This is a genomic window from Shewanella scandinavica (assembly GCF_031932065.1).
GTDB classification, from domain to species: domain Bacteria; phylum Pseudomonadota; class Gammaproteobacteria; order Enterobacterales; family Shewanellaceae; genus Shewanella; species Shewanella baltica.
On sequence record NZ_JAUOES010000008.1, the window covers coordinates 176,171 to 196,444 of the forward strand.

Consider the following 20,274-nt stretch of genomic DNA (forward strand, 5'->3'; position numbering starts at 1 on the left):
AGATTGTCAGTGCATCATCTTGAATGAGGAAACCTAGAGTTAAATGACAAAAACCAACAAGGCCATCAGTGCTGATGGCCTTGTTGGTGACATATGCTGGAGGCACTGCGTTTCGAATCAGAAACTCAAGGCTAGAATAGCTAAAATGCAAAAAGCCGCTAATTGCTTAGCGGCTTTTTGACTAAATATGGCGGAGGAGTAGGGATTTGAACCCTAGGTGGGCTATAAACCCACGCCGGTTTTCAAGACCGGTGCATTAAACCACTCTGCCACCCCTCCGAACGAGGCGAATAATATAAGTAAGTGTGTTGACTGTAAAGCACTAACTCTCAATTATGCGCCGATTGTTGCTATTACACTCAATCCGCTGGATTTTGCTTCACATCGGCCACTATGCCAACACGTGCGGGATCTGGCTTAGTGAAATGTTTGGCAAAATCGCCCCACCCTTGTTGGCTCTTCAGCACATAGCCGACCACAACTAAGATAGCGCAACATAGGATGCCCCAACCGATCGCTACTTCACCTAGGCTTGCCCACATAGCAACTAAGCTAGATGCACCAAAGGCAATGCTGATCTGCAAGAAATTCTGTAATCCTGCGGCCTTAGCGGCATTCTGACTAAACTGCTGTAACGCGCTGTTCACGACTATCGGGTAAATGGCGCCATTAGCTGCGGCCAAAATAGAGAACGAAATAAGCAGTGGGAAAATCGTGCTTGCTGGGAAAATCAGCGTGAACATGATGATCGAAATAACGCAGGCTGCGAAAATCGACAACAAGATATTCAGTGTTTGATGCCCGCCAATGCGTTTTATCAGTAACTTACTCGCATAACCACCGACAATAAACATGATGGTTTGTGGGATAAAGCTAAGGCCGATTTCAGTTGGCAGATAGCCGTGCATTTCCATCACAATCGGCCATACGGTTAGATAAGCAAAGAAAGCACCGGAACAGGCGCCGAAGATCACGACGTTGCCTAAATAGCGGGTGTTTTTCAAAATTTGCCCATAAGATACCGCAGCATGTTCACTGTGTGTATGCTGACGCTTGCCTGGTACAAAGTACAAGGTCATCAATATCAGTAGAAAAGCGATAACACACAAAGAGATAAAGATTGCACGCCAGCCTAATTCGTTCAGAATGTAAGCGCCAAGGATCGGTGCTAATGCAGGCGATAATGCGACCAGTGGCATAATGTTACTGAAAATACCTTGGGCTTTATCAGCATCATATTGTTCAACCACAATCGCTTGCCAAATAACCCCTGCACTACAGGCGCCAATCGCTTGGAAGAAGCGCGCGGTATTGAGCATCAGGATAGAATCACTGTTGGCAATAAACACGCTGGCAATGGCAAACACCACTAGGCCAAAAATCAGTGCCCAACGCTTGCCGATTTTATTGACTAAGGGGCCATAAAGTAGCTGACCTAAGGCAAGACCCGCCAGGAAACAGGTCAGCGACATCGCCACCTGTGACGGGGTACTGTTAAGCGAGCCTTCAATTGCTTTGAAAGCAGGCAAATACATGTCAGTGGCAATAAAGCCGAGCATGCTCAACATGGCTAAATAGAATAGAAACATAAAGAACTTTATGTTTACAAAGGTGTTACTAGACGTTTTCATAAAATAATCGGGTCGGATTGACTAAAGCGTGCAGTCTAATGACTTGTTAAATCTATTGGAAACGTTTATTTTTGACTTGTACTATCAATTATTTTCATTGGAACGGACGTCAGCTATGCTCTCAGAACAAGCGCTAGAACTCATAGATATTGTGGCTCGTGTAGGAAGTTTCACCGCGGCGGCGAATCGGCTGCATAAAGTGCCCTCTGCCGTGAGCTACGCGGTCAAGCAAATAGAAGAAGAACTCGGCGTCATTCTTTTCGAACGTCATCATCGCAGCGTAACCTTAACCCCTGCGGGTGAACATTTTGTTAAGCAAGCCAGAACCTTGCTTACGCAGATGGACGAGATGAAGCGTGGCACGCAGCGCGTAGCAAACGGTTGGCAACCGACCTTGTCTATCGCGCTGGATAATATCGTCCGTGCCGATAGGATCAGTGTATTGATTGCTGACTTCTACCGTCATTTCCATGATATTGAATTGATTATTCGCATTGAGGTCTTTAACGGGGTTTGGGAAGCGCTCGCCACGGGCCGCAGTGACATTGCAATTGGTGCAACAACCGCAATTCCGGTCGGCGGCGTGTACCAATATAAAGACATGGGCGATATTGAGTGGGCTTTTTTAGTCAGCAAAAATCATCCATTGGCCAATATCGACCGTCCGCTAAGCGACGATGAGCTGCGCCCTTTCCCCTCGATTTGCCTAGAAGACACCTCTCGGGAAATTCCAAAACGTATGACTTGGTTGCTCGAAAATCAACGTCGCCTTGTTGTCCCCGATTGGATCCGCGCCATTAACTGTTTCCGCGAAGGTTTAGGCGTTGGTTATATGCCAGTGCACTTAGCAAGTGTGTTTATTAAAGCGGGTGCGCTGGTTGAGAAACAACTGGAAAATCCTAAGCAGACCAGCCCTTGTTGTCTCGCGTGGAATGCCGACAAGATGTCACCTGCGCTCGCTTGGGTGCTGGAATATCTGGGCGATACTGAAAAATTACATAAAGAGTGGCTGGCTTAAGCTTGGTTTAAACTCAATATGTTGATCTCGTCCTTATACTTGGCATTGAAATTAGCATTGGACTGTCTTTGAAATCGGTATTGAACTTGGAATTGGCAGTAAGTTCAGTGGGCGTATTTATCAAGCCTATTCAGTTTTAACGCCGAATTCATGTGCTTATTGGATAAATATACGGATAGCACCAACCTTAGCCAAACGCTTAGCACTTAAGATTGATATGTGTGGCGAGGCAAAATTTTTAAGATTAACAATTTGTTATTCATGGTTCTATGACTTTCACCCGTATCTCAGGTACGGTATCATGAATGCAGTTAAGTTCGTTTTAGGATTTTACGGGAACTTAGTGTGCTGTAAAAAATCAAAACGATCAGTTCGGAAATGTGTCAACGGAGATCAACATGACCCAAGAAACCTTATATTCGACGAGTGCGTCAACACTGGAAGTGAACAAACTTCTTAAAAACACTTATATGCTGTTGTCTATGACATTGGCCTTCTCTGCCCTGTGCGCTGGCTTGGCAATGGCATTAAATATCAGTCCATTAATGTCTATCGGCTTATCCATTGGTGGCCTAGTCTTGCTATTTGTCACTTTACGTAAAGCTGAATCTGCAGCGGGTATCTTCTGGGTGTTTGCCTTTACGGGTATGGAAGGCGCGTCACTGGGCTACATGCTGAATCACTACGCGGGTATGGCAAACGGCCCGCAGCTGATCATGCAAGCACTGGGGTTAACGTCAGTGATTTTCGTTGCGTTATCAGCCTATGCCGTGACCACTAAGAAAGATTTCTCTTTCCTACGAGGATTCTTGTTCGCCGGCTTGATTGTGGTGATTGCCGCTGCCGTAATTAATATCTTTATGGGTAACAGCGTGGCCTTTATGGCGATTAACGCTGGTATTGCATTATTGATGACGGGTTTTATCCTGTTTGATACTAGCCGTATTGTGAACGGCGGCGAGACGAACTACATTCGCGCAACTATCTCATTATACTTAGATTTCTTAAACCTCTTCATCGCGCTATTGCACCTTATGGGCATAGGTAACGATGACTAATCCTAGTTAGCGATTTTTAGCTTAACTTGCGTTAGAATGGCCCTACTTTTAGGGCCATTTTTATTTTAAATGAGCAAATTTATTATCCAAGTGAACGGGCCCGCTTATGGCACGTCGGCGAGTGTTAACGCCTTACGCTTTGCCCAAGCGGCACTTTTGGCTGGGCATCAGATTATCTGTGTGTTTTTTTATCAAGACGGCGTGTATAACTCCACAGATTTAAGCTTACCCGCCTCCGATGAAAACGATGTGATCAGTGACTGGAAACAGCTCGCGCAATCGCATCAGATCCAGTTAGTTAATTGCGTTTCAGCAGCGCTGCGCCGTGGGATTGTGAGTAAGCAAGATGCCAGCGAGAATGGCCTGAGCCACTGGAATGTGGGTGAGTCATTTATCATGGGCGGTTTAGGCGAGCTTGTCACAGGCATTGAATCGGCCGATCGTTTGATCAGTTTTTAACTTTCAGGGTGACTATGAAAAAATTGTGTATCCTATTTCGCTGTTCGCCACACGGTACTGTTCGTGGCCGCGAAGGTTTAGATCTCGCCCTGCTGAGTGCCAGCTTTGAGCAAGAAGTGAGTTTAGTGTTTGTCGATGAAGGTGTGCTGCATTTGATTAAAGATCAACAACCTGAGCTAATTGGCGCTAAAGATTACATCTCCACCTTTAAAGCACTGCCGCTGTATGATATCGAGTCGGTATTTATCTGTAAGCAATCCTTAGCCGACTACGGCTTAAGCCATGGTTTACTGTCAGTTCCTGTTACTGTGGTCAACGATGAAGCCATCGCTGCCCATTTAAAACAGGTTGATGAGGTCTTAGTATTCTGATGATTTTACATCATATTCAAACATCTCCCAGCCGAGATAGTGCGTTGAAACTCTGCTTACGTTACGCCTGTAAGGAAGATGCGATTCTACTATCGAGCGATGGCGTGAACGCGTTACTGCTGCGTCAATGGGCAATGGCATTATCGCCCTTCAAGCTCATGGTCTTAAAAGACGATGTCATCGCTCGCGGCCTATCTGAGCGTTTAAAGAACGTGACGCTTATCGATTACAATGAATTTGTGGCTCAATCATTACTCCATGACAAGGTGATAACGTGGTAAATCCATTGCAATTTAATGGCGCAGAAATCGCCCGTGACCATCAAGGTTATTTAAAAGATCTCAACTATTGGCAACCAGATATGGCTTTACTATTGGCGGCAGAAGAGCAAATCGTGCTTACGCCCGCCCATTGGGAAGTGATTAACTTTGTTCGCGATTTTTATCTTGAATACAAAACGAGCCCTGCTATTCGCGTATTAGTCAAAGCTATTGGCCAAGCTTTAGGTCCAGACAAAGGCAATTCAAAATACTTATATACCTTGTTCCCTATTGGCCCAGCAAAACAAGCGACAAAAATTGCAGGCCTGCCAAAGCCAGCTAAATGCATTTAATGGTATTGGGTTAAGTCATCACACTTAACTCGATATCGAACGTAAGCGTCAAATGTGAGCATTGAACATCAATGTGGCACAAACAAAAAGGCATGTTCCCTTGGGAAACATGCCTTTCTTTTTACTTGAACAAAGTTAATAGGGTTATTTGACGTTTTCTAACACAACCCAGACGGCTTTGCCTATGGTCGCCAACATCACCGCAAAAAATACTGCAATGACAGCGGTATAGGAAAGCCAACGGAGATAGCGCTGGCCTTTATCCATAGTATTATCTTGCGTTCCATTAGCCTATTTGAGTCAAGCCGCCCATGTAGGGACGCAGCACTTCAGGGATTGTGATACTGCCATCGGCATTTTGATAGTTTTCTAAAATAGCCACTAAGGTACGACCCACAGCTAAACCTGAACCGTTTAAAGTATGCAGTAACGCGGGCTTATTATCAGCTTTCACGCGGTAGCGCGCTTGCATACGACGGGCTTGGAAATCCTTCATGTTTGAGCAAGAAGAAATTTCACGATAAGTGTTTTGTGCCGGTAACCAGACTTCGATGTCGTAGGTTTTGCTTGAGCCAAAGCCCATATCACCAGTACATAAAATCACAGTACGGTATGGCAGACCTAAACGTTGCAATACCGTTTCAGCATGACCTGTTAGCGCTTCGAGCGCCGCCATTGAATCTTCCGGCTTAACGATTTGCACCATTTCAACTTTATCGAACTGATGCTGACGGATCAGACCGCGAGTGTCTTTGCCGTATGAGCCCGCTTCGCTGCGGAAACACGCGGTATGCGCCGTTAACTTAATCGGCAGCTCGTCTTCATCAACAATGCTATCGCGCACTAAGTTGGTTAATGGCACTTCGGCCGTTGGGATCAAGCTTAAGCCTTGGCCTTCTTCGGTGGCAGGTTTAGTGTGGAACAAGTCTTCACCAAACTTAGGCAGTTGACCTGTGCCCAGCAAACTTGCTTCGTTAACCAGTAACGGCACATAGGCTTCGGTATAACCGTGCTCTGTGGTGTGCAAGTCCAGCATGAACTGACCAATGGCGCGGTTTAAGCGGGCAACTTGACCTTTCATTACGATAAAACGTGAGCCAGTGATTTTCACTGCATTTTTAAAATCTAAACCGTTTAGGCCTTCGCCTAAATCGATATGATCTTTAATTGGGAAATCAAACGTGCGTGGCGTGCCCCAGCGACGAACTTCAACGTTCTCCGTTTCATCGGCACCGATTGGCGCGGATTCGTCTGGCAGGTTGGGCATCGACATGGCAATGGCATTGACTTCTTCAAGCACGGCCGCCAGTTCAATCTTTCTGGCATCCAGCTGTGAACCTAAATCGCCCACTTGCGCCATGATCGCTTCAACATCTTCACCACGGGCTTTAGCTTGGCCAATGGATTTGGAGATGGCATTACGCGACGCTTGTAATTCTTCGGTAGCCACTTGCAGTGACTTACGCTTTTCTTCTAATTGAGTGAGGTGAGCTATGTCTAAAATAAAGCCACGGGTGGCCAGTCGCTCAGCGGTAACTTCTAATTCGTTGCGCAAAAATTTAGGATCTAACATGTGATATATTCTTAATAGTTAAATGCGAGAAAAAACCAGTTGCTGACCTAAGTACACCATGAATAAACATAGACTTAGATTCAACACCACATTCAAAGTCGCCTTCAGCCAATCCCCTTCTTGCAGCAGCAATAAGGTTTCATTAGAGAAAGTCGAAAACGTTGTCAAAGCGCCCAACAGGCCGATACCGATCAGCGCTTTGAGTTCTGGGCTGATATGACTCATTTGCCCCAGTGCGTAAATTACGCCCATTAAAAATGAACCGAGGACATTAACCAACAGTGTACCAAAAGGAAAACTGCTGCCAAATACTTGGATCATGAATATTGAAATAAGATAGCGAAAAACAGCCCCAATTGAACCACCTAGCGCCACAAGTAAGAGATTATTCATATCTTTTGTGCTCGCTGGCTTGATCTAACTGGGCTAATTGCGCCAACTTATCTTTGATTCGCTTCTCGAACCCTCGCTCAGTCGGAAAATAAAACTGCGCTGTTTGCAGGGATTCGGGGAAATAATTTTCACCACTGGCATAGGCATTGGCTTCATCATGGGCATATCGATACCCTGCTCCCATGCCAATGTCTTTCATTAACTGAGTCGGTGCATTGCGTAAATGGTGCGGCACTTCGACTTGCCCAGTATCGCGAGCTAACTCACGGGCGGCCTTAAATGCGGTATAGACAGCGTTACTCTTAGGCGCGCTGGCAAGATAAACAATGGCTTGTGCTATTGCTCGTTCACCTTCGGCTGGTCCAACACGGTGAAAACAATCCCAAGCATTAAGCGCGATGGTCATCGCCGCAGGATCGGCATTGCCGACATCTTCAGAGGCAATCGCCAGTAAGCGCCTTGCGACATACAGCGGATCGCCGCCGCCTTCTAATATTCGACAAAACCAATACAGCGCCGCATCGGGTGCTGAACCGCGAATTGATTTATGGACGGCTGAGATTAAATCGTAAAACTGATCGCCATTTTTATCGAATCCGGCAACTTGGTGCCCCGCCACTTGGATCAACATATCAGTGGTAAAGGTGCCACCGTCGATGAGCATATCACTCATCAACTCAATAAGATTTAAGGCTTTACGGGCATCACCATCACAAAGTTGTGCCAATGTGGTGAGCACATCGGTTGGCATCACAAATTGGCGTTGGCCTAAGCCACGCTCGGTATCGCTTAAGGCTTGAGTCACTATGTGGGCTATCTCATCATGGCTTAAGCGCTTGATAAGATAAACCCGTGCCCGCGAGAGCAAGGCATTGTTGATTTCAAATGACGGGTTTTCAGTGGTCGCACCGATAAAAATCACAGTGCCATCTTCAATAAATGGCAGAAAGGCATCCTGCTGGCTCTTATTGAATCGGTGGACTTCATCGACAAACAATAACGTGCGTTGACCACGGGATTCAGCCACGGCTTTCGCTTGCTCAATCGCCGCGCGAATATCTTTGACGCCAGAGGTGACCGCAGAGATGCGTTCAACGTGCGCATTTGAATAATGTGCGATTAATTCGGCTAAGGTCGTTTTACCTGTGCCCGGCGGCCCCCACAACATCATGGAATGGGCGCGTCCCGCTTCCAATGCTTTGCGTAGCGGCTGGCCTTCACCCAGTAAATGGGCTTGACCTATGTACTCGGCGATCGTTCTTGGCCGCATACGTGCGGCCAAGGGACGAAAGTCGGGGGCGAAATTAAAGGATAAACTGCTCACGCTAACGCCTAGTGCGCTGTTTTACGACGTTGATCATCAACATCGACATTGTCAGGCAGCACAAAGCTGAACAGCGCTTTGTCTTTATCGGTAATCGCTTGCTGATTGCTCAAATCAAATTGGCTCAAATTACCTTTGTCATCGGCAACATTAAAATTGGCTAACTGGGCATTTTTGAAACACACCTTGACAGACAATATGCCCGAATCAATCGCCTTAGGTTTGATCTCATAGCAGTCTTGTTGCTTAGTGACTGAATACTGTGACCAAGTGGCATCGTCGCGGTGGACTAACAAGGCTATAGGCGAAGCATTAATGGCTTCAGCAAAATCCATGATGACCACTTCTTCGGCGAAGGGATTGTAGATCCATAAATCTTTACCATCGGCGACAATTTGCGATTCATCGGGCTGAGTTAAATGCCAATAAAACTGATTTGGATACGCCAAGGCAAAAATACCAGAACCCGTCTGAATGACCTTTTTATTGACGTCAGTGACGGTTTGTTTGAAATCGGCTTTTAGTGATGCAGTACCAATCAGTTTGTCTCTGAGCTGCTGCGCATCATCGGCAAACACGGCCGCGCTAAATAGCAAAGGTGAAGCTAACAACACAGCGCATAATCGTTTTTTCATTTTATTCCTTACCCTGTAAAACCCTTGGGTGTATCAAAGCCACGCCTCAGCGCGGCTTAATAATGTTTTGGTGCCGGCGGCGCTAAGACCTCACGGTTACCGTTGTGGCCTTGAGCCGAAACGATACCTTGGGCTTCCATCTGTTCGATAATGCGCGCTGCACGGTTATAACCAATCTTAAATTTACGCTGTACGCTTGAAATCGAGCCGCGACGGGTTTCGGTCACAAAGGCGACGGCTTCATCGTAGAGTGGATCATATTCTTCATCGGTTTCTGCAGTTTCACCCGGAAGTAAGACTTGCTCGCCATCGCTGGCACCATTGAGAATTTCATCGATATATTGCGGTTTACCACGGGCGCACCAATCGGCAACGACGCGGTGAACTTCATGGTCATCAACAAAGGCACCATGGACACGGTTTGGAACTGCAGTACCCGGTGGCAGGAATAACATATCCCCCATACCGAGCAAGGTTTCAGCACCCTGTTGATCTAAAATGGTGCGCGAATCGATACGCGATGACACTTGGAATGCCATACGTGTCGGAATGTTGGCTTTAATCAAGCCAGTAATCACATCCACTGACGGTCTTTGGGTTGCCAGAATCAAATGTATGCCTGCTGCACGGGCCTTTTGCGCGATACGGGCAATCAACTCTTCCACTTTTTTACCGACAATCATCATCATGTCGGCAAATTCATCGACCACGACAACAATCGATGGCAGCTTATCTAACGCAGGCGCTTCAGGCTCCATACTGTCGGATGACTTCCACATAGGATCTAAAATCACTTCGCCATTGGCTTTCGCCTCGGCAATTTTGGCGTTATAGCCCTTAATATTACGCACACCCATCATAGACATTAGCTTGTAGCGACGTTCCATCTCGCCCACACACCAGCGCAGTGCATTGGCGGCTTCTTTCATGTCGGTGACGACTTCACAGAGCAAATGCGGAATACCTTCATAGACAGACAATTCCAACATTTTGGGATCGATCATGATAAAGCGCACATCTTCTGGGCCCGACTTATACAGTAAGCTGGTGATCATCACGTTTACGCCCACTGACTTACCCGAACCTGTGGTACCCGCAACTAACAAATGCGGCATTTTTCCCAGGTCGACCACGACTGGATCGCCGGCGATATCTTGGCCTAACACCATAGTTAAATTGGATTTACTGTCGGTAAAGGCGGCGCAATCTAACACATCGCGCATAAACACGGTTTCACGGAATTTATTCGGCAATTCGAGTCCGACATAAGCCTTACCCGGAATAACTTCAACCACGCGCACACTTTCAGCTAGCAGTGAACGGGCTAAATCCTTTGACAGATTAGAGATTTTTGACGCTTTAACGCCAGGCGCTAATTCCAATTCGAAGCGGGTGATCACAGGCCCTGGGTACACACCCACCACATTGGCGATAATGTTGAAATCGGCCAACTTCACTTCAACTAGACGAGCGACTTGATCTAACTCTTCAGGGCTAATCGGGTTTTTCTTACGATCTGGCACATCAAGCAAATTGATACTTGGTAAGGGGTCCATGGGCTTTTTCGGTGCGGGTTTATCATCTTGCCCGGGTAGCACCACTATGCCATCCACAATTTTCGCTTTTTGATCTTGCTGCTTACGCTGGGCTTGATTCACAGCGCCCGTTGAGGCTTTTGTATCAAAATCAATGACGTCATCATCGGTAAAGCCTAAGCTTTCATCATCATCTTCCGCAAAGTTTTGGCTGTTAAAAACTGGCTCATTGTCGTCGTGATCGAATGCCTGCGAATTGAAATCGGCGCTTTCTTGTTCATCATGTCTTGCATCTTGGGCTTCGGTTAACCAAGGCGGCGCTTCAAAATTGCCATGGGCGGCCAAATCATCATGATCGATTTGAGGTTCAACCCTTTGTGTATTTTTGCTTTTACTGCCATTCAAACTCAAAATTTTTGCGAGTGCCGATAGCTTGTTTTTTTGCGGCGCAGCTTCTTCAGTATTGATGCTTTCGGTAATAAACCCTTCATCTGCGGCAGTAGACAGGGTTGGAGTTATTTCGGCTCTGCGGCCAATATGACGTTCACGCACCTTTGGCGTGGCAACGACTGGCGGCTTTTCAAGCACGTATTGTGATTCGCGGCGCTGTTTAAACTTGTCGACCACAGACATAAAACCACGGGTATCTTCGGTTTCACGCTCACGTTTCATCGCTTGCGGTAATAATTTAAGTTTCTTATAAATCCAAATAGAGATTAAGCCGATTTTCTCGACCACGGTCAGCCAGCTGATCCCCGTCAACAGGGTAAAGCCAGAACCTAAGAAGCACAGCAGCAATAAGGTGGTGCCGAGTTTATTAAAATACGGCAGCATGGCTTGGCCGATCACATCGCCCGCCACCCCGCCTGCCGAAAACTCGTAGATATTGTTGGCGTTCATACTCGCCAGCGCAGAAAACCCAAGGATGATCAGTAAAAATCCAATCAATCTCAGGGCCACTGAAAAGTAATCAACTTCGAGCAAATGATGGGCGCGTTTGAACAGCAGCCAGCCGGTCGACGCAACAATGATTGGCATGATGTAAGCCGTGACGCCGAAGAAATATAACAGAATATCGGCTATCCAAGCCCCTACTGCTCCGGTCCAGTTTTTAATATCGCCTTGAAAATGCGACTGACTCCAACCAGGATCAGACGGACTAAAACTCGTCAATGCGAGCAAAATATAAGTGGCGAGGACACAACAAATGATGAGTCCGCCTTCCAGCAGACGTTGCAGGCCAGTGAGCGTGCGTACACTATTTCCTTGAGACAAACGACGTAATCCATAAAAAGTGAAAACAGGTGGCCTAACGATACCAGAATCCCACTAAATGTGGAGCACATTAGCCTGTTTTTCTGTGCAGAATTGGCCATGATTGGCAAAAATTAACCTATTGGGGTGTTTAAGTGTGCTTTTGGAGAGGAATGAGTTATTACACAAACACTTCCGTTAACAACTCTGCTTAAAAATGCCACAAAAATAAGCCCCTAAGTTGGCGAACTTAAGGGCTATAACAAGGTTAATCGTCGTAGGTGTTAAACGGGATAGTTGTGCTGACTTGACCAATAAATAAGGGGCCTAAGCCCCTTATTGTAAAACCAAACAATCAGGGTAATTTAGATATCTGAGAGTAGATGATTTATCGCTACGCGACTGGTGTGTTTAACTTCTTCCATCACGACATAAGTCCGCGTGTCGGAAACAGAAGGTAATTTCAACAAGGTTTCACCTAACAAGCGACGATAAGCCGACATATCTGAAACACGAGTTTTCAGTAAGTAGTCAAAATCGCCTGAAACCAGATGACACTCTTGAATGTCGTCGAGTAACTGCACTGCACGGTTAAACTTATCAAACACTTCGGGAGTATCACGGCTTAAGGTGATTTCCACGAATACCAGTAGGGATGCACCCAGGAAATGAGGATTGACCAATGCAGTATAGCCATTGATATAACCTTGCTTTTCGAGTCGTTTCACTCTTTCTAAACACGGAGTTGGACTAAGTCCGACTCTTTTTGATAATTCCACATTAGAAATGCGGCCATCAAGTTGTAATTCATTAAGAATGTTGCGATCGATGCGATCCAAGTCTTTTACAGGACTCTTTTTATTATATGCCATTTATTTAACCTTGCTTTATCACTAAAACAACATTTTATTCTACGTATGCCGAAAGTTCAGCAGCATAAACTGCGTCGCCGATACTATACTAGATATCCCTGAATTAATCACGTTCAGGTCACGATAAAATAACAATTATGCCCATTAAAAGTGGGTTTTCAGGCAATTGAGGCTCAAAGATGATTATTGGTGTTCCCAAGGAAATTAAAAACCACGAATATCGTGTCGGTATGGTTCCTTCTAGTGTTCGCGAGTTAGCGATCAAAGGTCACGAAGTTTTTGTAGAAACAAATGCTGGCACAGGTATTGGTTTTTCAGATCAAGATTATATTGATGCTGGCGCCACAATTTTAGCGACTGCTGCTGAAGTTTTCGCTAAAGCGCAGATGATTGTAAAAGTAAAAGAGCCTCAAGCAGTTGAACGCGCTATGTTGCGTCACGATCAGATTTTATTTACTTATCTGCATCTTGCGCCAGATTTACCGCAAACTGAAGATTTAATTAAAAGTGGTGCCGTATGTATCGCTTACGAAACTGTGACTGATGACCGTGGTGGCCTGCCCCTACTTGCCCCAATGTCAGAAGTCGCTGGCCGTATGTCTATCCAAGCTGGCGCTATGGCATTAGAGAAATCTTCTGGTGGTCGCGGTATGTTACTGGGCGGCGTACCAGGGGTTGAACCTGCTAAAGTCGTTATCATTGGCGGCGGTATGGTCGGTACTAACGCTGCACAAATGGCGGTTGGTATGGGTGCAGATGTGGTTGTACTTGACCGTAGCATTGATGCACTGCGTCGCTTAAATGTGCAATTCGGCTCTGCCGTAAAAGCCATTTACTCTACTGCTGATGCGATTGAACGTCATGTTATTGAAGCCGATCTTGTGATCGGTGGCGTACTGATCCCAGGTGCTGCGGCACCTAAATTGGTTACCCGTAGCATGATTTCACGTATGAAGCCGGGCAGTGCCATCGTTGACGTAGCAATCGATCAGGGCGGCTGTGTTGAAACTTCACACGCAACCACTCACCAAGATCCGACTTATATCGTTGACGATGTTGTGCATTACTGTGTGGCGAACATGCCAGGTGCGGTTGCTCGCACTTCCACTTTCGCCCTTAACAATGCAACGCTACCGTATATTCTTAAGTTAGCTAACTTAGGCTATAAAGAAGCGCTGTTGCAAGACAAGCACTTACTCAATGGCTTAAACGTGATGCACGGTAAAGTAGTCTGTAAGGAAGTGGCTCACGCCCTGAACTTAGCGTTCACCTCTCCAGTTTCATTACTGGCATAAGCGTTGAATTAGCTTAAGCTTTCGGTGGAACATTGCGTTTGTTTTACCTAGCTAATGATCCAAATCGGCCTCGACTCTGTTGAGGCCGATTTTTTATTGGCCAGAACCAAAGCTCAAGCATGAGAATCGATAATCTCTCCCGTATGCAAACTTGTCCCGTGCTTTCGCTAGTGATGCCCTCTCAAGGTGTTTATTTCGCCACAGTAAAGTAAAACTGACACTCTGAATACCAAAGCGCACTGACTCGATTAGCGCAATCTAAAAGAATCACCCTTCAACACTTTACCCCCACAGGTAAATTCCCTACAATCCTTGCAATTTGCTAAAGGCACGGAGATAAACATGAGCCAGATCAGACATTGTAACTTATTGATTTTGGGTTCAGGCCCAGCAGGATATACCGCAGCTGTTTATGCTGCGCGTGCGAATTTAAAACCTGTGATGATCACAGGTATGCAGCAAGGTGGTCAATTGACCACTACGACTGAAGTTGAAAACTGGCCAGGTGACGCGGATGACTTAACCGGTCCAGCGTTAATGGAACGTATGCAAAAGCATGCAGAAAAGTTCGATACTGAAATCTTGTTCGATCACATCAACGAAGTGACCTTAACCGAGCGCCCTTTCCGTTTGAAAGGCGATAACGGTGAGTACACCTGTGATGCGCTGATCATCGCAACTGGCGCTTCAGCCCGTTATTTAGGATTAGAGTCAGAAGAAGCGTTCAAGGGCCGCGGCGTATCAGCCTGTGCGACCTGTGATGGTTTCTTCTATCGTAATCAAAAAGTCGCTGTGATCGGTGGCGGTAACACAGCTGTTGAAGAAGCATTGTACTTAAGTAATATCGCCGCTGAAGTGCATCTGATCCACCGTCGTGACACTTTCCGCTCAGAAAAAATCTTAATCGACCGTCTGATGGACAAAGTCGCTAATGGCAACATCATCCTTCATTTAGACCAAACTATGGATGAAGTCGTTGGTGATGCTATGGGTGTGACAGGTCTTAAGATGAAGAGCACTAAAGATGGCTCAATTACTGACTTAGCCGTTGCAGGTGTGTTCGTCGCTATTGGCCATAGCCCTAATACTGGAATTTTTGAAGGCCAGTTAGAAATGAATCACGGTTATTTAAAAGTACAAAGCGGCTTGCAAGGTAACGCCACACAAACCAGTATCGAAGGTGTTTATGCTTGTGGTGATGTGATGGACCAACATTATCGTCAAGCGATTACTTCTGCGGGCACAGGCTGTATGGCCGCACTCGATGCAGAGCGTTATTTAGACGCTAAAAAGTAATTAAACTCTAAACTTTTTTCAACCAATAGCAGGCTTGGCCTGCTATTTTTTTAGCTAAAAATGACACATAAAAAAAGGGACCAAATGGTCCCTTCTCTACAGCAACAAACTAATTTCTTAGTTTAACGCTTCTTTTGCTTTTTCAACTAAAGTTGCAAATACAACTTTATCGAATACAGCGATGTCAGCCAAAATCTTACGATCGATTTCGATAGACGCCTTTTTCAGACCGTTGATGAAACGGCTGTAAGACAGACCATTTTGACGAGCAGCAGCATTAATACGTGCAATCCAAAGTTGACGGAATTGACGTTTTTTCTGACGACGGTCACGGTAAGCATATTGACCAGCTTTAGTTACTGCTTGAACAGCAACACGGTAAGTACGGCTACGAGCGCCATAATAACCTTTAGCTAGTTTTAAAACTTTCTTGTGACGAGCACGAGCGGTTACACCACGCTTAACTCTTGGCATTTTCTAATCTCCTAAATTAAGCGTAAGGTAATTGACGCGCGATTGCTGGAACGTCAGCTTTTGCAACTAAACATTTAGCACGTAAATGACGTTTACGTTTAGTGCTTTTTTTCGTCAAAATGTGACGTAAGTGTGCTTGCTTGCGCTTGAAACCATTAGCGGTTTTCTTAAAACGCTTCGCTACACCCTTGTCTGTTTTCATTTTAGGCATTTCTAAAACTCCGCATTGGGATGTTTAATAAAAAGCAAGGCGAGCAAAGGCCATAGACCTTCGCTACTTTAAGTTTTGCCCTACTTATTTCTTTTTAGGCGCTAGCACCATAATTGCTTGTCGGCCTTCCATTTTCGGGAAAGATTCAACAACCGCATACTCGTCCAAATCAGCCTTGATACGGTTCAATAGATCCATACCTAGGTTTTGGTGTGCCATTTCGCGACCTCGGAAACGAAGCGTAATCTTCGCTTTGTCCCCGTCTTCCAGAAAACGTATCAGGTTGCGTAGTTTTACCTGATAGTCGTTTTCGTCAGTTCCAGGACGGAATTTAATTTCCTTGACCTGAACCTGCTTTTGCTTCTTCTTTTGTTCCTTGGCTGACTTAGCCTTATCAAAAAGGAACTTACCGTAGTCCATAATGCGACATACTGGAGGTTCAGCATTTGGGCTGATTTCTACCAGGTCTACACCTGCTTCATCTGCCAAATTCTGAGCATCTCTGATGCTTACCACACCAATAGCTTCACCATCAATGCCTGTTAAACGTACTTCAGGTACGCCTGTGATTTCTTCATTGATTCTATTAGGGGCCGGCTGACGCCCTGCTGTTTTTTTGATCTTTATGACCTATTCCTCCAACAATTTGAGACTACGGAGCGAAATCTGTTGATGGATTTTAGTGGCGAAATCTTCAAGTCGCATCTTACCTAAATCGATACCATCACGGGTACGCACCGCTACTTCCTTATTTTCCATTTCTTGATCGCCAACGACCAACAAATAAGGGACACGCCTTAAGGTGTGCTCGCGTATTTTAAAGCCTATTTTCTCATTCCTCAAGTCAAAAGACGCTCGAATACCTTGTTCTTTGAAGAATTTTACGACTTCTTCAACATAATCAGCCTGTTTATCGGTGATATTCATCACGACAACTTGCATTGGGGCTAACCAAGTTGGGAAACGTCCTGCATATTCTTCTATCAAGATACCCAAGAATCGTTCCAAAGAGCCTAAAATGGCACGATGGATCATCACTGGGGTCTGACGGCTATTATCTTCGGCAACGTAAGTTGCACCAAGACGGCTTGGCAACGCATAATCGAGCTGCACAGTACCACATTGCCACGCACGGTCCAAACAATCGTGTAAAGTAAATTCGATTTTTGGTCCGTAGAAGGCGCCTTCACCTGGCAAAATGGTGAATTCAATATTATTGTCACGCAGAGCTTGCTTAAGCGCTTCTTCCGCTCTGTCCCACATCGCATCGTCACCGATACGTTTTTCTGGGCGAGTTGACAGTTTTACCACGATATTTTCAAAGCCGAAGGTGGCGTATGTATCGTAAACCATCTGGATACAGGCACTCACTTCTTCTTGAACTTGGCTGTCAGTACAGAAAATATGGGCGTCATCTTGGGTAAAGCCACGTACGCGCATTAATCCGTGTAACGAACCAGAAGGTTCATTACGGTGACAGCAACCAAACTCAGCCATACGTAATGGCAGGTCGCGGTAAGATTTCAACCCTTGGTTGAAGATCTGCACGTGGCCTGGGCAGTTCATTGGCTTGATAGCATATTCGCGGTTTTCACTGCTGGTCGTGAACATGGCTTCTGAGTATTTATCCCAGTGACCAGAACGTTCCCACAACACGCGGTCCATCATTAATGGGCCTTTCACTTCTTGGTAAGTGTATTGGTTTAACTTACGGCGAATGAATCTTTCTAATTCGAGGAAGATGCTCCAACCGTCGTTATGCCAGAACACCATACCCGGTGCTTCTTCTTGCATGTGATACAAGTCGAGCTGCTTACCGATTTTACGGTGGTCACGCTTAGCCGCTTCTTCAAGACGGGTTAAGTGTGTGCTCAAGGCTTTTTTGTCAGCCCAAGCAGTACCATAGATACGTTGCAACATCTTGTTTTCTGAGTTGCCACGCCAGTAAGCGCCAGCAATGCTCATTAATTTGAAATGTTGGCAGAAACGCATGTTAGGCACGTGCGGTCCACGACACATGTCTGTGTATTCTTCGTGATGATACAGCGCAGGCGTCGCGTCTTTGCTGATGTTCTCATCCAGAATGGCAATCTTATAATCTTCGCCGCGCGCAGCGAATGTATCGCGCGCTTCTTGCCAGCTAACCACACGTTTTACAACGTCATAGTTAGTTTTTGCCAGTTGAAGCATGCGCTTTTCTAAGGCGTCGATGTCATCTTGAGTCAACTTGTGCTCAAGGTCGATATCATAGTAGAAGCCGTTATCGATAACTGGACCAATCGCCATCTTGGTTTCTGGCCACATTTGCTTAATCGCGTGACCTAATAAATGTGCGCAAGAATGGCGAAGAATTTCAACACCTTCTTCGTCTTTGGCGGTAATGATTGATAGCTCTGCATCGGTTTCAATGAGATCGCAAGCATCTTTTAATTCGCCATTAACACGGCCAGCGATACAAGCTTTCGCTAAACCTGGGCCAATATCGGCGGCAACATCGAGAGTCGATACAGCATGAGCAAACTCGCGTTTGCTACCATCGGGAAGTGTAATTACAGGCATGAAATGTCCTTTCCAGTGGTGACCCACACGTAGGGCCACTTGGTTTTAGTTAATGTAAGAGAAATGCTCGCTAGGTTAAGACAGTACAGGAGTCTTAGCCGCCTTGCGTAGCAGGGCGTTTATTCTAAGGGATTGTAGCTAAAAGGCGCAAGCATATTGGCCAGAATTGGGATTGAAAGCAAAAAGCAAATTCATGATTTTGCAGTGTCTTGGTAACTTAGCGGTCATCTAACTCCCCTATTCTGGCGCCAGTTTATTAGCCATCACTGAAAACATGACAAGGGAGTTGATATGTTGAACTGCATTCTACTGGCTGTAGCACTCACGAACACAGCCACCGCTTTACCTGAGCCGCAGCATATAAGTACAAACGAACCTCAGATCGATACTCAAGTATTACTCGTTGATATTAAAAGTGAGCTTGAGCTACAGATGCAGCGTTTAACGCTGGATATTACCCAAAATGCCCGCGATGGCGTGTTACACAGTAGCGAAATGGAAGGGTTAGTCACGGTTAAGGACTAAATCTAAAAGGGTTATTTATCCACTAAGCAAAGCATTTAACCATAAGGTCTATCATGCTGCGTTTTGAGGCCTACTTCATCTAAGTATGCGCACAGCACTCTGTTGTATACTCAAATAGGAAGCCCTTAAATAGATGGCGCTCGAATAGACACCACTCGAATGATGATGCACATAATGAATTCTTAAGATTGAACAAAATCAAGGCGCTAAACAATAGGCGCGATACGCGACTAAGTGTTAGCTGTGCTGATTGAACTGAATGATTCGCTCTATTCTATTGTGGCTTTCTTCTATTAGGTATAAGGAGTTGCATTATGAGAGTCATGAACAAAGTGATTGCTTGTCCCCACTGCGGGCACCACCAACATATCAGTATTGATGCCAGCTGCGGAGATCAAGATTATTACGATGATTGCCGAATTTGTTGTAATCCCATTCACTTACGCTTACATATCGACGAATTGAGACGTACCGTTGAGCTGTATATCGACTCAGACGACGAGCAAATTTATTAAACGAGATTGCACTAAAGGCTGCGATGTCATGAAACTAACGTGCTTGTTCGTTAAAACGCCTGGCCAGCACGCGCTCGACTGTGTCGACGATAACTTGTGTTTGGCTATCGATCTCAATGTTGAGTTCATCACCCACTTTACACTGACTTAAATTGGTCAGCTTTAGGGTTTCGGGAATTAAGTGCAACTTAAAACCGGAGTCACTCACCTCGCCAACCGTTAAACTACAGCCATTAACGCCAACAAAACCTTTATAAAAAATGTAATCCATCCATTTAGGCTCAATGCCCAGTGTCAGATCATAATGCTGTTCTGTATGGCTAATATCGACGACTTTAGCCTTGGTATGAATATGGCCAGAGAGAATGTGACCACCAATCTCACTACCAAAAGTTAACGAACGCTCAACATTAACGCTTTGACCTATAGACAAATTAGCCAGATTCGTCAGTCGCAAGGTCTCTTCCACTACGTCGAAAAATACCCTATCATCAACAACCTGAGTCACAGTAAGACATACCCCGTTATTTGCCACACTTGCACCAATCGCAAGTCCCTCATGCAAATCAGGTTCGAACGCTACCTCAAGGGTATTTAGGCCATCTTTCTTATGTACTGCAACCACCTCGCAGGTGGCTTGAACTATACCTGTAAACATTTTCT

The 20,274-nt window shown here is 45.6% G+C and carries 23 protein-coding genes and 1 tRNA gene; 10 read left to right on the plus strand and 14 right to left on the minus strand.

Annotation, left to right across the window (positions count from 1 at the left end; all coding sequences use genetic code 11):
* Positions 1–188: 188 nt before the first annotated feature.
* Together Q4Q50_RS09350 and punC are read right to left on the minus strand one after the other, a co-directional pair.
* A tRNA-Ser gene (locus Q4Q50_RS09350) sits at positions 189–279 on the minus strand.
* A gap of 80 nt (positions 280–359) precedes the next feature.
* Positions 360–1,631, minus strand: a complete 1,272-nt coding sequence (punC, locus tag Q4Q50_RS09355; protein WP_063882977.1) for a purine nucleoside transporter PunC — start codon at positions 1,629–1,631, stop codon at positions 360–362.
* Between the two features lie 115 nt (positions 1,632–1,746).
* Between punC and punR the strand changes: the two genes are divergently transcribed.
* The 6 genes from punR (at position 1,747) to Q4Q50_RS09385 (ending at position 5,150) form a co-directional block, all read left to right on the plus strand.
* Positions 1,747–2,649 carry a DNA-binding transcriptional activator PunR gene (punR, locus tag Q4Q50_RS09360; protein WP_011846842.1) on the plus strand — a complete coding sequence of 301 codons (903 nt, stop codon included), beginning with the start codon at positions 1,747–1,749 and terminating at the stop codon, positions 2,647–2,649.
* Between the two features lie 398 nt (positions 2,650–3,047).
* Positions 3,048–3,707, plus strand: coding sequence for a Bax inhibitor-1/YccA family protein (locus tag Q4Q50_RS09365; protein WP_220592966.1), 660 nt, complete (start codon positions 3,048–3,050; stop codon positions 3,705–3,707).
* Positions 3,708–3,776: 69 nt separating this feature from the next.
* Positions 3,777–4,166, plus strand: coding sequence for a sulfurtransferase complex subunit TusD (gene tusD, locus Q4Q50_RS09370; protein ID WP_311899136.1), 390 nt, complete (start codon positions 3,777–3,779; stop codon positions 4,164–4,166).
* Positions 4,167–4,180: 14 nt separating this feature from the next.
* Positions 4,181–4,537, plus strand: coding sequence for a sulfurtransferase complex subunit TusC (gene tusC, locus Q4Q50_RS09375; protein WP_311899137.1), 357 nt, complete (start codon positions 4,181–4,183; stop codon positions 4,535–4,537).
* A complete protein-coding gene (gene tusB / locus Q4Q50_RS09380; RefSeq protein ID WP_106650510.1) occupies positions 4,537–4,818 on the plus strand; it encodes a sulfurtransferase complex subunit TusB in 282 nt (93 codons plus the stop codon). The genes tusC and tusB overlap by 1 nt, the downstream gene beginning before the upstream one ends.
* Positions 4,812–5,150, plus strand: coding sequence for a TusE/DsrC/DsvC family sulfur relay protein (locus Q4Q50_RS09385; RefSeq protein ID WP_311899138.1), 339 nt, complete (start codon positions 4,812–4,814; stop codon positions 5,148–5,150). Before tusB ends, Q4Q50_RS09385 begins: the two co-directional genes overlap by 7 nt.
* A 144-nt stretch (positions 5,151–5,294) precedes the next feature.
* Here the strand turns inward: Q4Q50_RS09385 and Q4Q50_RS09390 are convergent, their stop codons facing one another.
* The 7 genes from Q4Q50_RS09390 to lrp form a co-directional block, all read right to left on the minus strand.
* A complete protein-coding gene (locus Q4Q50_RS09390; protein WP_006081643.1) occupies positions 5,295–5,417 on the minus strand; it encodes a hypothetical protein in 123 nt (40 codons plus the stop codon).
* A 19-nt stretch (positions 5,418–5,436) separates the two neighbouring features.
* Positions 5,437–6,723 carry a serine--tRNA ligase gene (serS, locus tag Q4Q50_RS09395; protein ID WP_311899139.1) on the minus strand — a complete coding sequence of 429 codons (1,287 nt, stop codon included), beginning with the start codon at positions 6,721–6,723 and terminating at the stop codon, positions 5,437–5,439.
* A gap of 18 nt (positions 6,724–6,741) precedes the next feature.
* Positions 6,742–7,116, minus strand: coding sequence for a fluoride efflux transporter CrcB (gene crcB, locus Q4Q50_RS09400; RefSeq protein ID WP_006081645.1), 375 nt, complete (start codon positions 7,114–7,116; stop codon positions 6,742–6,744).
* Positions 7,109–8,440, minus strand: a complete 1,332-nt coding sequence (locus Q4Q50_RS09405) for a replication-associated recombination protein A (RefSeq protein ID WP_107947538.1) — start codon at positions 8,438–8,440, stop codon at positions 7,109–7,111. Before Q4Q50_RS09405 ends, crcB begins: the two co-directional genes overlap by 8 nt.
* Positions 8,441–8,448: 8 nt before the next feature.
* Positions 8,449–9,075: an outer membrane lipoprotein periplasmic chaperone LolA gene (lolA, locus tag Q4Q50_RS09410; protein ID WP_011846837.1), complete on the minus strand. Its 627-nt coding sequence runs from the start codon at positions 9,073–9,075 to the stop codon at positions 8,449–8,451.
* A 56-nt stretch (positions 9,076–9,131) separates the two neighbouring features.
* Positions 9,132–11,885: a DNA translocase FtsK gene (locus Q4Q50_RS09415; RefSeq protein ID WP_311899140.1), complete on the minus strand. Its 2,754-nt coding sequence runs from the start codon at positions 11,883–11,885 to the stop codon at positions 9,132–9,134.
* A gap of 344 nt (positions 11,886–12,229) precedes the next feature.
* Positions 12,230–12,736 carry a leucine-responsive transcriptional regulator Lrp gene (gene lrp, locus Q4Q50_RS09420; protein ID WP_006081649.1) on the minus strand — a complete coding sequence of 169 codons (507 nt, stop codon included), beginning with the start codon at positions 12,734–12,736 and terminating at the stop codon, positions 12,230–12,232.
* Between the two features lie 179 nt (positions 12,737–12,915).
* Between lrp and ald the strand changes: the two genes are divergently transcribed.
* A complete protein-coding gene (gene ald / locus Q4Q50_RS09425) occupies positions 12,916–14,031 on the plus strand; it encodes an alanine dehydrogenase (protein ID WP_006087493.1) in 1,116 nt (371 codons plus the stop codon).
* Between the two features lie 342 nt (positions 14,032–14,373).
* Positions 14,374–15,327 (plus strand): thioredoxin-disulfide reductase, encoded by a 954-nt coding sequence (trxB, locus tag Q4Q50_RS09430; protein WP_106650516.1) that lies wholly within the window; start codon positions 14,374–14,376, stop codon positions 15,325–15,327.
* Between the two features lie 117 nt (positions 15,328–15,444).
* Here trxB and rplT read toward each other — a convergent pair whose 3' ends face one another.
* From rplT to thrS, 4 genes are all read right to left on the minus strand, one after another.
* On the minus strand, positions 15,445–15,801 hold the full coding sequence (rplT, locus tag Q4Q50_RS09435) for a 50S ribosomal protein L20 (protein ID WP_006081652.1): 357 nt from the start codon (positions 15,799–15,801) through the stop codon (positions 15,445–15,447).
* Positions 15,802–15,817: 16 nt separating this feature from the next.
* The gene (rpmI, locus tag Q4Q50_RS09440; protein ID WP_106650517.1) at positions 15,818–16,012 is read right to left on the minus strand and encodes a 50S ribosomal protein L35; all 195 of its coding nucleotides are present in this window, start codon (positions 16,010–16,012) and stop codon (positions 15,818–15,820) included.
* Between the two features lie 84 nt (positions 16,013–16,096).
* A complete protein-coding gene (infC, locus tag Q4Q50_RS09445; protein ID WP_012089240.1) occupies positions 16,097–16,639 on the minus strand; it encodes a translation initiation factor IF-3 in 543 nt (180 codons plus the stop codon).
* 3 nt (positions 16,640–16,642) lie between these two features.
* Positions 16,643–18,571, minus strand: a complete 1,929-nt coding sequence (thrS, locus tag Q4Q50_RS09450; RefSeq protein ID WP_011846833.1) for a threonine--tRNA ligase — start codon at positions 18,569–18,571, stop codon at positions 16,643–16,645.
* 291 nt (positions 18,572–18,862) lie between these two features.
* On the opposite strand from thrS, the gene Q4Q50_RS09455 reads away from it, so the two are divergent.
* Both Q4Q50_RS09455 and Q4Q50_RS09460 read left to right on the plus strand, forming a co-directional pair.
* A complete protein-coding gene (locus Q4Q50_RS09455) occupies positions 18,863–19,096 on the plus strand; it encodes a hypothetical protein (RefSeq protein ID WP_311899141.1) in 234 nt (77 codons plus the stop codon).
* Positions 19,097–19,410: 314 nt separating this feature from the next.
* The gene (locus Q4Q50_RS09460; RefSeq protein ID WP_311899142.1) at positions 19,411–19,611 is read left to right on the plus strand and encodes a CPXCG motif-containing cysteine-rich protein; all 201 of its coding nucleotides are present in this window, start codon (positions 19,411–19,413) and stop codon (positions 19,609–19,611) included.
* Between the two features lie 34 nt (positions 19,612–19,645).
* Here the strand turns inward: Q4Q50_RS09460 and Q4Q50_RS09465 are convergent, their stop codons facing one another.
* Complete coding sequence (locus tag Q4Q50_RS09465; RefSeq protein ID WP_311899143.1) at positions 19,646–20,269, minus strand: riboflavin synthase subunit alpha; 624 nt, start codon at positions 20,267–20,269, stop codon at positions 19,646–19,648.
* Between the last annotated feature and the right edge of the window lie 5 nt (positions 20,270–20,274).